13 protein-coding genes and 1 pseudogene are annotated in these 12,166 nt (G+C 71.1%); 7 read left to right on the plus strand and 7 right to left on the minus strand.

Annotated elements, in window-relative coordinates; translation table 11 throughout:
- The first annotated feature begins 33 nt into the window (after positions 1-33).
- From T398_RS23890 to T398_RS23920, 7 genes are all read left to right on the plus strand, one after another.
- Positions 34-1,671 carry a VWA domain-containing protein gene (locus tag T398_RS23890; protein ID WP_496450119.1) on the plus strand — a complete coding sequence of 546 codons (1,638 nt, stop codon included), beginning with the start codon at positions 34-36 and terminating at the stop codon, positions 1,669-1,671.
- Positions 1,672-1,966: 295 nt separating this feature from the next.
- Entirely contained in the window at positions 1,967-2,578 is a 612-nt protein-coding gene (locus T398_RS23895) for a hypothetical protein (protein ID WP_496450120.1), read from the plus strand.
- Complete coding sequence (locus tag T398_RS23900; RefSeq protein WP_496450121.1) at positions 2,575-3,117, plus strand: hypothetical protein; 543 nt, start codon at positions 2,575-2,577, stop codon at positions 3,115-3,117. The genes T398_RS23895 and T398_RS23900 overlap by 4 nt, the downstream gene beginning before the upstream one ends.
- Positions 3,118-3,225: 108 nt before the next feature.
- Positions 3,226-3,594 (plus strand): hypothetical protein, encoded by a 369-nt coding sequence (locus T398_RS23905; RefSeq protein WP_496450122.1) that lies wholly within the window; start codon positions 3,226-3,228, stop codon positions 3,592-3,594.
- 14 nt (positions 3,595-3,608) lie between these two features.
- On the plus strand, positions 3,609-4,070 hold the full coding sequence (locus T398_RS23910) for a DUF4262 domain-containing protein (RefSeq protein ID WP_496450123.1): 462 nt from the start codon (positions 3,609-3,611) through the stop codon (positions 4,068-4,070).
- A gap of 109 nt (positions 4,071-4,179) precedes the next feature.
- The gene (locus T398_RS23915; protein ID WP_496450124.1) at positions 4,180-4,872 is read left to right on the plus strand and encodes a carbon-nitrogen hydrolase family protein; all 693 of its coding nucleotides are present in this window, start codon (positions 4,180-4,182) and stop codon (positions 4,870-4,872) included.
- 47 nt (positions 4,873-4,919) lie between these two features.
- Entirely contained in the window at positions 4,920-5,513 is a 594-nt protein-coding gene (locus T398_RS23920; protein ID WP_278107999.1) for a PDDEXK family nuclease, read from the plus strand.
- Between the two features lie 377 nt (positions 5,514-5,890).
- Here the strand turns inward: T398_RS23920 and T398_RS23925 are convergent, their stop codons facing one another.
- From T398_RS23925 to T398_RS23955, 7 genes and pseudogenes are all read right to left on the minus strand, one after another.
- Positions 5,891-7,090, minus strand: a complete 1,200-nt coding sequence (locus tag T398_RS23925) for a DUF2637 domain-containing protein (RefSeq protein ID WP_496450125.1) — start codon at positions 7,088-7,090, stop codon at positions 5,891-5,893.
- On the minus strand, positions 7,087-10,443 hold the full coding sequence (locus tag T398_RS23930; RefSeq protein WP_496450126.1) for a BTAD domain-containing putative transcriptional regulator: 3,357 nt from the start codon (positions 10,441-10,443) through the stop codon (positions 7,087-7,089). Before T398_RS23930 ends, T398_RS23925 begins: the two co-directional genes overlap by 4 nt.
- A gap of 33 nt (positions 10,444-10,476) precedes the next feature.
- Positions 10,477-10,923 carry a pilus assembly protein TadG-related protein gene (locus T398_RS23935; RefSeq protein WP_496450127.1) on the minus strand — a complete coding sequence of 149 codons (447 nt, stop codon included), beginning with the start codon at positions 10,921-10,923 and terminating at the stop codon, positions 10,477-10,479.
- Positions 10,920-11,390 (minus strand): TadE family protein, encoded by a 471-nt coding sequence (locus tag T398_RS23940; RefSeq protein WP_496450128.1) that lies wholly within the window; start codon positions 11,388-11,390, stop codon positions 10,920-10,922. The genes T398_RS23935 and T398_RS23940 overlap by 4 nt, the downstream gene beginning before the upstream one ends.
- Positions 11,387-11,836 (minus strand): TadE/TadG family type IV pilus assembly protein, encoded by a 450-nt coding sequence (locus tag T398_RS23945; protein ID WP_496450129.1) that lies wholly within the window; start codon positions 11,834-11,836, stop codon positions 11,387-11,389. Before T398_RS23945 ends, T398_RS23940 begins: the two co-directional genes overlap by 4 nt.
- Before the next feature lie 2 nt (positions 11,837-11,838).
- Positions 11,839-12,045, minus strand: a complete 207-nt coding sequence (locus tag T398_RS23950) for a hypothetical protein (RefSeq protein WP_018827021.1) — start codon at positions 12,043-12,045, stop codon at positions 11,839-11,841.
- Between the two features lie 27 nt (positions 12,046-12,072).
- Positions 12,073-12,166, minus strand: a pseudogene (locus T398_RS23955) (type II secretion system F family protein); the annotation flags it as partial.

Raw genomic sequence — 12,166 nt, forward strand, 5'->3', positions numbered from 1 at the left:
CAGCAGTCCACCCCTTCTGGAAGGAGCCAATCCGTGTCACACCCCAGCACCCACCTACAGCAGGGCGCACCGCCGACGCCGGCCGGCGCCAGTGACTGGCATGGCTGGTCCGCGGCGTGGACCCAGCACGTCCCGCTGCTGACCGGCCGCACCGACCTCACCGTCCTCGTCGCCCCCGGCGCCGCCGGGGACGCGCCCGAGTGCTTCTACCCCGACCTCAACCGGATCGAGGTCGACGCCACCTACATCGCCGACAGCCCCGACGTCACCGACCCGACGAAGGCCCGGCACAAGCGCCTCGTGCCCACCGGGTACGGGCTGCTCGTACACGGCGCCGCGCACGCCGCGCACAGCCGCTGGGCCACCCCGCCCGGCACCCCGCCGATCCTCGCCGCTGTCGCCGACATGCTGGAGGAATCCCGGGCCGAAGGACGCCAACGCGCCCGCCGCCGGAGCGACCGCCGCTGGCTGCGCCACGTCGTGACGACCCTCCTCGACCCCGACCAGGCGGCCGTCGACGACGCGTGGCACGCCGGGCAACTCGCCGCCCTGCTGCTGGCCCGCGTCGACGCCCGCATCGTCACCAGTAAAGACGTCCGCCCTATCCGCGCCGCCGTCACCGGCGTCCTCGGACGCAAACGCCTGCGGCGACTGCGGGACATCTGGCGCGAGGCCCACACCTGCGACGACACCGACGCCGATACCATGATCTGCCTGGCCCGACGGTGGTGTCAGGTCCTCGGCATCGACCCCGACCAGCAGTACGACACCCCCGTACCGGACGCCGGGCAATTCGCCGGCCGCCTCGCCGCGGCCCTCGTCGACTACCTCGCCGTCGCCGCCGGCGTCACCCCGGCCGAGTACGCCGCGGCGCTGCTGGCCTACCGGCACAGCCCACCGTCGGAGTGGGACCGCCGGGACCCGACCGAGCAGGAACACCGCGCGGCCCGCGACCTCGCCCACCGGCTGCGGCAAGCCCGCACCCAACACCCCGAACCCGGCCGGCGGCCCTCCGCGATCCCACCCGGACGGCTGCGCACCCGCCAGGCCATCACCGCCGAAGCGCAAATCGCCGCCGGTCAACTCCCGACCGCCGCCCCGTGGCAGCAACGCGCCCAGCTCCCACCGGAGAAACCCCGTCTGCACCTGGCCGTCCTGGTCGACCTGTCCGGCTCGATGGACCGCTACACCGAGGCGATGTCCTCCGCAGCGTGGATCTTCGCCAACGCGGCACGCCGCGCCGACGCGACAACCACCACCATCGGGTTCGGCGACCGCACCACCGTCCTGGTACCCCCACACACCCGCCCCACGCAGGTGCTGACCATGCGCACCGGCCTCGCCACCGCCACCTTCCCGGAAGCGGTCAAGGTCGCCGACCAACTCCTCGACCTACGCCACGGCCGCACCCTGCGGATGCTCGCCGTCGTCTCCGACGGCTACCTCGACGACATCCCCGCCGGGCAACAACTCGTCACCACCCTGCACCAGGCCGGCTGCGCCGTGCTGTGGCTGCACCCCGCCGACCCGCTCGCCGACAGCGAACTGACCGGCCCCGACCAGATGTGGAGGCACACCTTCACGCACACCACCACCCTCACTGTCGCCGATCCCGTCGAGGCCGTCGCGGCGATCGCCGACGCCGCCGTCACCGCGCTCACCCAGGCCTAAGCCCAGCCGAGCCGTCCGGCGACCGACCAGTCCCACCCCCGCGCCGCGGCGCTGCAACGGCCGTGGCCGGGCAGCGCCGCGCGCGGCCACGGCAACGACGTACCCAAGCCCCGCAGAGGCGGGCTGCCGCCGGCAACCCGCCACGTCTCGCGGGGCCGGCAGCGGATAGCCCTCGCCGCCGGTCGGCGACTTGACCATCCCGCGCCATCGAAGCGTCCATGCATCGCGTCCCCAATGACCCGGTGGGCCAGGTCCGGACGCGAGACGACGCCGCCCATCACAAGGAGCACATCCCATGCGTTTCGGCACCGACAACGAACACCCCTTCGACACCGACAACCGCGCCTGGCGACGTCTCGGCGACGTCACCAGCGAACACTTCGACGTAATCACCTGGACCCGCGACCCGGACGGACGGCCGGTCCTGCTCACCCTGGGCGACCTGCGAACCGGAGACATGATCACCCTCGCAGTCCTGGACTCCCTGGAGATCCGCGACCCGTACGCGCTGCTCGCCGTTCACACCGGCGGCGAACTCGCCGCACACGGCCCCACCAGCGGCGCCGAAACAGCCCGCTCCCTCGCCCCCATGCTCGCGCTCGACAGCACCACACTCGCCGTGACCAAACCCGTGCCGCTGCACGACCCCGCCACAACAGCCCTACCCGCCACCTGCTGGGTCGACCTGCCCACTACCCTCGCCGCGGCCCTACGGCCCGCCCTCGACGACGCCCGCACCGCCGTCCTCGTGCTGCTCGACCGCACCCAAGGCGGGCTCGCCGCCGTCGGCCCGTTCCCCACCCACACCGCCGCCGACACGTGGCAACCCGACGGCGGACCCGGCCGCGCAGCCGACCGGCTCATCGTGCCGCTGCACCCGGTCACCCTCCAGGAGGCCCAGCCGTGACCAGCACCCAACTCCTGGCACACCCAGAGCTTCCGCCGATCGTGGCCCTCGACGTCGACGGCGTCCTCAACCCCGCCAACCCGGCCCACGCCGCAGCGCTCGGCTACCAGCCACACCGCTACGACGGGCCCGGACCCGACGGACAGCACGTCACCGGCACCGTCTGGCTCCACCCCGACCACGGGCCATGGCTGCGGGAACTGGCCGAACACGCCCAACCGGTGTGGTGCACCAGCTGGAACCACCTCGCCGCCCGATGGATCGCCCCACGACTCGACCTGCCGACCACCTGGCCGCACATCCCCGTCCACGCGGGCGGTGTCCGCTTCGGCCACCAGAGCAAACTCTCCGCCCTCTACCCCTGGGCCGCGCGTCGGGCACTCGCCGTCCTCGACGACGAGTTCGGCGGCAAGGACCCCACCACCGCCGACCAGCGCACCCGCGACGGCGCACCCACCCTGCTCTACCCCGTCGACCCGTCTCACGGGCTGCGCCGTACCGACATCGACACGGTGCTCACCTGGCTACGCCGGCTCTGACCAGGCCACACCGGCGCCGCCCGGGCGCCGAGGCCTTCCGCTCACTCAGATCCGTGGGGCCCGCATCGACGGATGCGGGCCCCACGCCGTTACGCCAAGGAGTTGATTATGGACAGCATGTTCGATCCCGCCGACGAACCGGGCACCGACCGGTCACCCCAGCTCAGCGTCGGCGACCCGGAACTGCGCAAGACCCGACGGCTCGCCCGCGAGTGCTCCACCTGCATTTTCAAGCCCGGCAACCCGATGCACCTCGACCCCGGCCGACTCAAGCAGATGGTCGCCGAGGCGCGGGGTGCGGCGGGATACATCATTTGTCACTCGACACTGCCCTACGCCGATAGTCCGGTCCCGCCCGCGGTCTGCCGCGGATTCGCCGACCGCTACCGCACCTGGCAGCTCCAGGTCATGGAACGACTCTGGGGCTTCGTCGACGTCGAGCCACCCGACCCGGACTCCACCCGTACGCCCAATTGACCAGGAGACAGCACGTGCCAAACACCGACGACTTCCTCCAACGCCAAGAACAGATCATCGACACAACCGGCTGGGCCGTCACCCACGTCCTGCCCACCGCCGACGACCCCGACACCACCGCCCCGTTCGCCTACACCGTCGGGCTCACCGCCCACGACTACCCCGAACTGATCACCGCCGGACTGCCACCCGAGGTCGCCCACAGCCTGCTCAACGACCTTGCCCGCCGGGTCTACGACAAGGCCGAACGGTTCACCCACGGCCAACGCATCAACGACCTCATCGCCGGCTACGACGCGATCATCATCGACGGACCACCCACCGAAGAGCTGCTGCCCGCGATGGCTATCAACCGCTACGGCCGAGAGAAAACCCGCCTCCAGCAGCTCGTGTGGCCCGACCGAGAGGGCCGATTCCCCTGGGACAGCGGGTACGACTTCGACCCTCAGGCACAGCCGCTCATCGCCCAGCTGTAACCGGACCACCGGACCGACCACCGCCGCCAGGCTCCGGACGCCGCAACAGGCGCCCGGAGCCCGCGCACGACCGGGCCCGCCGGCCCACATCGACGGGTACCGTGTCGTCGTGCGAATCGGCGCATGCCAGACCCCGGAGATCCTCGGTGACGTGGACGCGGCCGTGGACACGATCCACGGCTTCGCCGTGCAGGCAACACGCGCAGAGCTTGACGTGCTTCTGTTCCCCGAATGCTTCCTGCAGGGCTACCTGGTCACCGAGCCACACGTCCGCGACCAGGCCCTCGAGCTGGGCTCCCCGGAACTGATCTCGCTGCTGGACCGGCTGGCCGGGATCCGGCAGATGCTGGTGCTCGGCATCATCGAGTGGCACCGCGGCCGGTACCACAACACGGCCTTGGTCATCGCCGACGGACAGGCCTTGGGCGCATACCGCAAGACGCGCCTGACCAGTGGGGAGTCGATCTTTGCTCCGGGCGACACCTACCGGTCTTCGAATACGCCAACGTACGGTTCGGCACCAACCCACCGGCACCGGTCACATGGCCCGAGCGGACGCACGCACCCGGCAGCTCACCGTGTCCGGAGTAAGAAGACCGGTCCCTTCTTCATTGGCAGCGCGATTCGGTCATGCCTATCGGCGTACCGCTCTTCCTGTACCGCGTCAGGTGCGCCGGATGCCAAAGGTCCAGGCGCGAAATATCCGGGACGCTGCGACGACGGCTGGGCCGACGGCCCACGGTCCCTATTCCCGATGAGTAATCGGCGGTCGCAGGCTGGTAACCAGATCGCGATTAGATGAGTGAGCCCGGATGCACCCAGCTCGACGTTGCTTAGGAGAATGGCTTGATGAAGGCGATCGAGACCCACTACGCGGGCTGCCGTTTTCGCAGCCGCCTGGAGGCCCGGTGGGCCTTCTTCATGGACCTGATGGACGTGCGATGGGAGTACGAGCATGAGGGGTGGGAGTTACCGTCTGGCCGCTACCTGCCAGACTTCCGACTGCCTCATGCAAAGGTTCATCTGGAGATCAAGGGTGAGACTCCGACGCAGCGTGAAGTGAACCTCGCCCTGGAGTTGGCCAGTGAAGCGTGTGTCGACGGGTGGCGCTACCGGATGCTGGCGGGCGGCATACCTCGATCTCCGTCACCCGTCCCGGGCAAGCCGGGCATCGCAGCCGTGCCGTGCTTCAGTGCCATGACCGAGTACGTGCCAATCCAGGATATGAAGCCGATCGGAGCCGCGCCTAAGGATCAGCAGGGTATACAACAGACCCCAGAGGGTTTCGCGGTCGGCCCGACCTCATACAGGGGAATTCCACTAGAGCACTGGAGACTCAGGAAATCATTCTGGACCGCTGAGGGGTGGACTAACACGGATTTGGCTGCCGCTCTAACTAAAGCCCGTTCCGCTCGCTTCGAGCATGGTGAGGCTCCGCAGTAATCGCGTTGTGCACCTGGCCAGACATTACCCGGCCAGGGGGAATGAGGACGCAGGGTTGACTGCTACCCAAGTCACTCTTCAGTTGGGCGTATGCAACACAAAACTTGGTGCCCAGATCTCATGATCAAGTGCACTCAACTCGGCAGATTCCGGCGTCACTGGGCTCGGCGAAGTCACCGTATACGGTCGACGACTCTGTCTACTGCGGCGACTCACCGGGCAGGTCGTCGGCGAGCTACGGATGTCGACAAGGCCGACAGGGGCGCCCTGCGCCCCCAGGCGATTCGTGCTTCTCGCGTCTCAAGGGCCGGGGTCTGGCTGGTTGGCGGCGAGGGGCTGCGGGCGCGGGGGCGCTGCCGGTCTGCGTCACGCGGTGGTCACGAGGCGCCTACCTGCTCGGTGGAACGGCTGATGTCGTGTCCGTTGGCGGTTCGCTGCACGGGAGGCCAGTACCGGCGGACGGTGCGTTCCGAGCGGCCGATTCTGGTGGCGATGTCGGCCGGGTGCAGGGACGGGTCGTGGCGGTACCAGTAGGCCACGGCCCCGGCGGTGTCGGACGGCACCACTGGGCCGCTTCTGCCGTCGCCTGGGTCAGGTTCGGGGTCTTGTCCCTGGTCCTCGATGGTGTCCGGTTCAGCGTCCTCGGCGTCAGCCGGGGGATTCACCAAGTCCCGCTCGTCGGAGTTCTCGATCGGCGTGGCCGGATACCCGGTGGTGCGGGACCAGTTGGCTCCAGGTCGGTCCGCGTCGAGGTGAGAAAGGTCCGTTCCCCGAAACGGGGTCGTGTCTCCGGGCGCCGAGGCTTCATCGCCGGTCCGGAAGTGGTGAGCGTCGTCGTGGTCGCGGGCGTCGACCAGTCCGGGTTCGGGTGCCACCTCCTCGGTGCCGCGCGAACCGGTCGACGCGTCCGCGGCGATCTCCGTAGCCAGCTGCTTGTCCTCATCGCCACGGTTCGCAGCCTCCGGCCGCGGCGGCGGCGAGGCGTCGTAGCCTCCGGCCAGCCGCGTTGCGCCGACCTGCTCGGATGCGGGGGCCGGTGCTTCCAGGCTTGGGGGTTCGGCCGGCGGGGATGGCGTCTCCGTTGGAGCGGTAGCGTTTTGCCGGCCGTCGACCGGCCTGAAGGAGGGGGTGCGGATCCGTCCCGCGATTTCGACCAGGCTGATGCTGGCCACGACGACCAGCCCGTCGACGGAGATGGGCAGCAGGTAGGAGGCGGCGGCGTCGGTTTCGCCGTACCGGGCGGCAACGCCGACCATGTGCCAGTAACTCACCCAGGCGGCGATGCCGGCGATGACGGCGGCGGCGATCAGCCGGGCGGCGGCCAGGCCGCGGCGATCTGCGGGGACGCGGGAGATGAGTTCGACGGTCAGCAGCAGCGCCAGGGGTGGCCACGCGGCGATGACCTGGCTGATGAGGTTCGGCCGGGCGTGTAGGACGTTCGCCGCGATCGACGCGGCGACGCCGAGGGCGAGCACCGCCCGCACGGCCCACCGCAGGCGGGTCAGGTGCCGGAGGTCGGCCTCTGTTACCTCCGTTGTACGGGCGGCGGTTTGCCGGGGTAGCGGTGTGGCGGTCATGCAGCGGCTCCGTCACCGGGCCGGGGTGCCGGCCGCAGGTCGGGTCGGCGGGCGGGCCGCTGCACCTGGGCGACCAACTCGTCGGCCAGGGCGATGGTGTCGTCGCTGGGTTCGGCGTCGATCTCGCCGAGGGCGCGGGTCAGGGTGCGGCGCAGGCTGCGGATGGCGTCGAGGTGCCCGAGCGCGGCGCGGGCCCGCATCGCCTGCTGGTACAGCTCTTCGGCGTACAGGTTGTGGCCGATCGCGGCGTCGAGGACGGTGAGCTGTTCGGCGGGGTTGTCGGTGAGGGCGTCGGCGAGGGCGAGGTAGGCGTCGAGTGCCTGCTGCCGGACGGCTTCGCGGTAGGGCTCAATCCATTCGTAGTCGGCGCCGTCGGCCAGGTGTCCGCGGTAGGTGTCGACCGCGCGGCGTAGCGCGGCAAGGCGCTCGGCCGGGTCGGTGGCCTGGTTGGCGTCGCGGATCGCGGCGCGCATGCGCCACAGGTCCACGTCGACGGTGTCGCGGTTGAGGACGTAGCGCTGGTGGGGGTGGGTGAGGTAGGTGCCGCGTCCTGCGGTGCGGCGCATGATGGTGCGCAGGTCGGACACGTAGGTGTAGAGCCGGCCGGGTGCTTTGTTGGCGGGGGCGTCGGGGAGCAGGTCGTCGAGGATCGCCTCGGCGGAGGCGTCGCCGTCGTGTACGGCCAGGTAGACGAGCACTTCGAGGGATTTCTTGCGCAGTGTCGGCCCTGGCGGCACGTCGACGATCGCGGCGGTGCCCAGTACGGTGACCTGCACCCTTCCGTGGCTGGTCTTCTGGCTGTTTTCGGCCGCGCCGTCGGTGTCCGGTTCCTCCACGGCGGGCGGGGGCGCGCCGCCGCGGGCAGTGTCCGCGCCGCCGGCATGGGCATCGGTGGGCGGAGTTGCCTGGGTGGCCGGGGTGGTCTCGCTGCTGGCGCTGCCTGCTGTTGCTGTTGGGGCGGCGGGCACGGGCTCCGGGCCAGATGCCGGCAGGTGGTCACCCTCGCGGAAAGGGACGTCGGCTGGCGCCGGCTCGGTGTCGGAAGAAGGTTGCGCATCGGGTGCGGCGGTCGTGGCCTGGGCGGTGGTGACGGGTTCGGTCGGGGCGGGAGCCTGCGGCTGGCCGGTGTGGGATTCGGCGAGGGTGACGAGCAGGTCGCTGGTCTCGGACGGGGTGAGGACGGCCAGTCGGCCGATGTCGGCCGGGTGTCCACCGTGGCGGGAGCCTTCCCCCTGGGCGCGGTTGGTGGTGCCGTCTGCGGCGACGACGACGGTGTCGCCGTCGGGCCAGGCGCCCAGCAGCACGCCGTGGATGTCCAGGCGCTGGCCCTGGGCGAGGAGCGCGGCGATACGGGTGCGCTGGTGGCGGATGTCGGCGTCGGCCAGCAGCAGGACTGGCGGCATCGGCTCCCCGGTCGGGTCCGCCGCGCGTGCCTCGGCGGCGGTGTCGACCTCGTGGGCGTAGGCGATGCGGCTGCGGCGCAGGGTCTGCGCCTCGAGCAGGTCGAGTGCCTCGTCCAGGCCACCGGTGACGGTCAGACGCGGGGTGCGGGGCAGCGCGACGGCACCGGCGCCGAGCAGCGTCGCCGCGGTCGCTGATGGCATGACCAGCCAGGTGCGGTCTTCTGGTGCGTCGAGGCCCCCGGCAGCCAGGGCGGCGGCCATAAACCCGCGGGCGGCGGCCTCCGCGCCGGGACCGGTGAGCCCCAGGCCGGCAGGCGGCCAGACCGCGGCGAGCGGGTGCGCCAGCGATGGCACCACCGGGCGGAGCGCAGTGTCGTCTCCTGCGCTCGGGTCCACGGCAGGCGCCGACTTTTCGTGGTCGTCCTCGTCGTCGAGACCGGCGTCGTCGAGGGCGCCGTTCTGGTCGTGCCGCCCGGCGATCTCCGGACAGTCGTCGAGCAGGTCGGCGTCCTGATCGGAGGTGTCAGGGCTGTCCGGTACGGAGATGTTGTCGTCCGCTTCGGCGCCGTCGGGGTCGGTGAACAGCCCGAGGTCGTCGTCCGGACCTTCGTAGCCGGCCGGGTCGGTGGAGGTCGTGGTGGCGTGGCGCAGGCGGCGGCGGATCTGGTTCACCACGGGCGGCATGGGCGCCACGTCGGGGTCGTCCAAGCGCAGGTCGGCCGACACGGGCCGGCGGGTGTAGCGGCGGTGGCGGTGGGCCCAGACGAGGGCGACGGCCGCGAGGATCGCGGCGACGAGCCCGGCGTCGAGCCAGCTGCCGGTGCCGAGTGAGACTCCGGGTGACGCCTCTGTTCGCGGCCCGGGTGTCTGCTGTCCGTTGACCGAGGGGCGGGGCGTCGTCGAGGCTCCGGAGGCCGACGGCGGGTCAGCGGGCGCGGTGGAGACCGGCGGCGAGGGGACGTGGACTATGCCGTCGTCACCGTCGTGCGGTGCCGTGGTGGTGGGGCCTGTCGACGGGCTCGCGGACGGCGCGTCGGGTGGCGGCTGGGTGGGTTGGCTCGGTGGTGTCGGCGGGGAGGCGGCGGTGCCGGGTGTCGGCTGTTCGGGGCCTGCCGCCGGGGGGTCGGCGTGTGGTGGGGTTCGGCGTGTGCCGGCGGGTGGTGTGGCGTCGTCGGGCAGTTCGAGGGTCCAGCCGGGGTAGATCAGGTTCGGGTTGGTGAGGGTGCCGCCGACGTCGTGGAAGTGGGTGCCCCGGTTGAGGGCGAAGATTTCGGGCCACCGGTTGGCGTCGCCGAGCCACTGCTGGGCGATCTTCGACAGGGTGTCCCCGCGCCGCACCTCGCAGGTGTAGGTCTGCCCGGATGACACGAGCGTCACGTGGCCCGCTACCAGCCGCTCAGGTATCCGATCCCTCATGTCCGGCAGGGCGGACGTCGACGCGGCTGCCTGCCAGGCCTGCGTGTGGTGCCCATCCGTGCTCACCAACCGCACGGTGCTGCTGGGCACGGCGGTCGCCGTAGCCGGACCGGTGGCGCTGGTGTGGGCGGCTGTCGCCTGTGCTGGCGGGGTGAGGGTCGGTGCGGCCTGGGCGGCGGTGGCGAGGACGCCGCCGGTGATGGCGGCCACCAGGATGGCGGCGAGTCCGCGGGCCGGCGCGATGGCTCGGGGTTGCGGCAGGCGGATGCCTGTGACGGTTTCGGCGACCTCGGCGACCAGCGACCAGGCGAACGCCGCCCACACTGCCCAGAGCAGGCACACGACGGCGTTGCCGAGCATGGCGTCGGTCAGCGGTGAGGTGAGGGCGGCGCCGACGTCCTGCCAAGTGGGGACCTCGCGGGGTAGCGGCCAGCCGACGTATCGGATGAGCGCGTACGGCACGCCGGCGGTGAGCAGCACCAGGGCCCCGAGTCCGGCCAACCGGCGGGCGGTGGCGGTGAGGAATGCGAACACTGGGGCTCCCGGTCGTGGGTGTGGCGGTCCTGGTCAGTTCGGTGCGGTGACGCCGGTCAGAGGGCTGGCGGTCGCGGTCGCGGACACCGGCAGGGCGCTGATCCCGACGAGATGCAGCAGCTGCGTGGGCCGGGTACCGCTGACGGTGACGGTGACGGCGGTGGGGGTGGCGGACGCCGTGACCTGCCCGTCGACACCGGCCTGCTGGGCGAAGCTCCGCGCGGCTGCGGCAGCCTGGGCGGGCTGGAGCTGGACAGTGCCGGTGGCCCGGTAGGTGGTGAGGTCGATCTCGCGGGCGCCTGCCCGGGCGGCGCCCTGCGCGACGTCGAGCAGCCGCACCTTGTCCGACATGCCCAGGCCCAGGTCGAGGACCAGGCCGGCGAGGATGAGGACGAGAACGACGCCGAAGATCGTCCACGGGGTGATCTGGCCTCGGTCGTCGTGGCGGGCCTGCCGCAGGCGCGTACGTAGCCGGTTCATGGGCCCGTTGTCCCACGGTAGGTGTCGAGGGGCTGGTGTGAGGTGCTTCGGATGGTGATCGTGCCGGGCAGGCCGAGGCCGTAGAGGTCTTCGAGGCGGACGGTGCACGCTATGGTGGCGCTGACCTGACCGCCGGGGACGAACGCGCCGGGGTCGACGGTGACGGTGGACGGCTGGCAGGTGAAGGGCCGCCCGGCCAGGGTTGCGGAGGCGCCGTCGGCGGCTGCGGCGCGGGCCTCGCCGGGCGTGCGGGCGAGGGACGCCTGGCGGGCTGCGGCGGCGGCAGCGGAGTTGACGTCGATGGCGGCCGAGGCCAGGCGCAGGCACGCCACCACCGCGAGGGCGGCCAGGACCATCAGCGGTACGTAGCTCAGCGCTATCTCGACGCTGACCGAACCACGGTCTCCCCGCAGTCGAACCGCCCGGCGGCGAAGTGGGTCTCCGCTGAGGCTCCGCTGGCGGGTCATGTTGGGTCCTTTTCCACTCCGGACTGCCAGGGGGCCAGCGAGAGGGTGAGGGGGCGGAAACGCTCGACCGGGGCACTGGCCTGGGTGCTGACCCGCAGACGCAGGAACGGCACGACGGCCGGCACCCGGCCGGACACCGCCACGGTGGCGGTGTCGGCGGTGCGGGTGACCGACACGCTCGGGTCAACGACGACCTGGCCGGCGACCTGGTGTAGCACCTCGGCGGCGTCGGCGCGGCCGGCGGCGGCGGTGCCGTCGGACACCCTGGTGGTTTGCAGGGCGTGGTTGGCGGCGTGCTGGACGCCGAGTTGGGCCAGGGCCCACAGGGCGAACTGCACGCCGACGAGGACGAGAAGGAACAGCAGGGGCGCGTAGAGGACCACCTCGGTGGTGATCGACCCGCGGTCACCACCGAATCGGAATCGTCTGCCTCGGGTGCGGTCCATGGTTAGAGGTCGATCCCGGTGATCTTGTCGATGATCTTGCTTTGGAAGATGGCGTAGACAGCCAGAACCAGGGTGACGAGCAGCGCGATCCACATGACCTTCTCGGTGGTCTCGCTGCCCCGATCGCCGGAGTCACGAAGCCGGCGTACCCGGTCGGTGAGGGTGAGGTGTGCCAGGGTCAGCAGGGCCATCAGCTTGTTGGGACGCATGGCGCTTCTCCTTCTGGTGTGTCGGGATCAGAAGCTGTCCACGGCGGTGACAGCCGGGTACAGGAGGAACAGCATGTACGCGGCGGCCAGGAGCATGACCGGCATGGACATGCGTTCGGTG

The sequence above is a fragment of the Salinispora goodfellowii genome, assembly GCF_059570675.1.

Excerpts from the sequence above, each read along its gene's own strand:
- T398_RS23925 (WP_496450125.1), bottom strand. The coding sequence starts at position 7,090 with ATGACCGCCACACCGCTACCCCGGCAAACCGCCGCCCGTACAACGGAG.
- T398_RS23905 (WP_496450122.1), top strand. The coding sequence starts at position 3,226 with ATGGACAGCATGTTCGATCCCGCCGACGAACCGGGCACCGACCGGTCA.
- T398_RS23935 (WP_496450127.1), bottom strand. The coding sequence starts at position 10,923 with ATGAACCGGCTACGTACGCGCCTGCGGCAGGCCCGCCACGACGACCGA.
- T398_RS23945 (WP_496450129.1), bottom strand. The coding sequence starts at position 11,836 with ATGGACCGCACCCGAGGCAGACGATTCCGATTCGGTGGTGACCGCGGG.
- T398_RS23950 (WP_018827021.1), bottom strand. The coding sequence starts at position 12,045 with ATGCGTCCCAACAAGCTGATGGCCCTGCTGACCCTGGCACACCTCACC.
- T398_RS23940 (WP_496450128.1), bottom strand. The coding sequence starts at position 11,390 with ATGACCCGCCAGCGGAGCCTCAGCGGAGACCCACTTCGCCGCCGGGCG.
- T398_RS23895 (WP_496450120.1), top strand. The coding sequence starts at position 1,967 with ATGCGTTTCGGCACCGACAACGAACACCCCTTCGACACCGACAACCGC.
- T398_RS23920 (WP_278107999.1), top strand. The coding sequence starts at position 4,920 with ATGAAGGCGATCGAGACCCACTACGCGGGCTGCCGTTTTCGCAGCCGC.